This window comes from Paraburkholderia sp. A1RI_3L, assembly GCF_048957895.1.
Lineage (GTDB): Bacteria > Pseudomonadota > Gammaproteobacteria > Burkholderiales > Burkholderiaceae > Paraburkholderia > Paraburkholderia kururiensis.
Genome location: NZ_JARCHA010000103.1, coordinates 1 through 289, shown reverse-complemented (window position 1 = coordinate 289; position 289 = coordinate 1). Strand labels below are relative to the sequence as shown.

1 pseudogene is annotated in these 289 nt (G+C 62.3%); it reads right to left on the bottom strand.

The features are described 5' to 3' along the window. Nucleotides 1-194: pseudogene (locus tag PXJ20_RS33090) on the bottom strand (hypothetical protein); the annotation flags it as partial. Nucleotides 195-289 lie beyond the last annotated feature (95 nt).

The following is a 289-nucleotide window of genomic DNA, read 5'->3' as shown; positions in this document are numbered from 1 at the left end:
TCCGCGAGGAAAGAACTGAGCAGCGAACTGCCCGGCTGGCGCTGTTCGCTACGCACGACGAAGCGGCTCTCGGACACGTACACGTCGGCTGCGATGAAGCCGTAGTAGACGACCGCGACCGTCACCGGAATGACGACCGTGAGCACGAACAGCAGCCTGGCGGGCGTGAGCCTGTAAGAAGTCGAACGGGGCATCTTGCTGGGATTCCACCTGGATGTTCTTTGGGGTCCTTGAGCGGCGAAGCCGACCGGAATATCCATGCCGTCGCCCTCGCCTAACGGAACTGCGT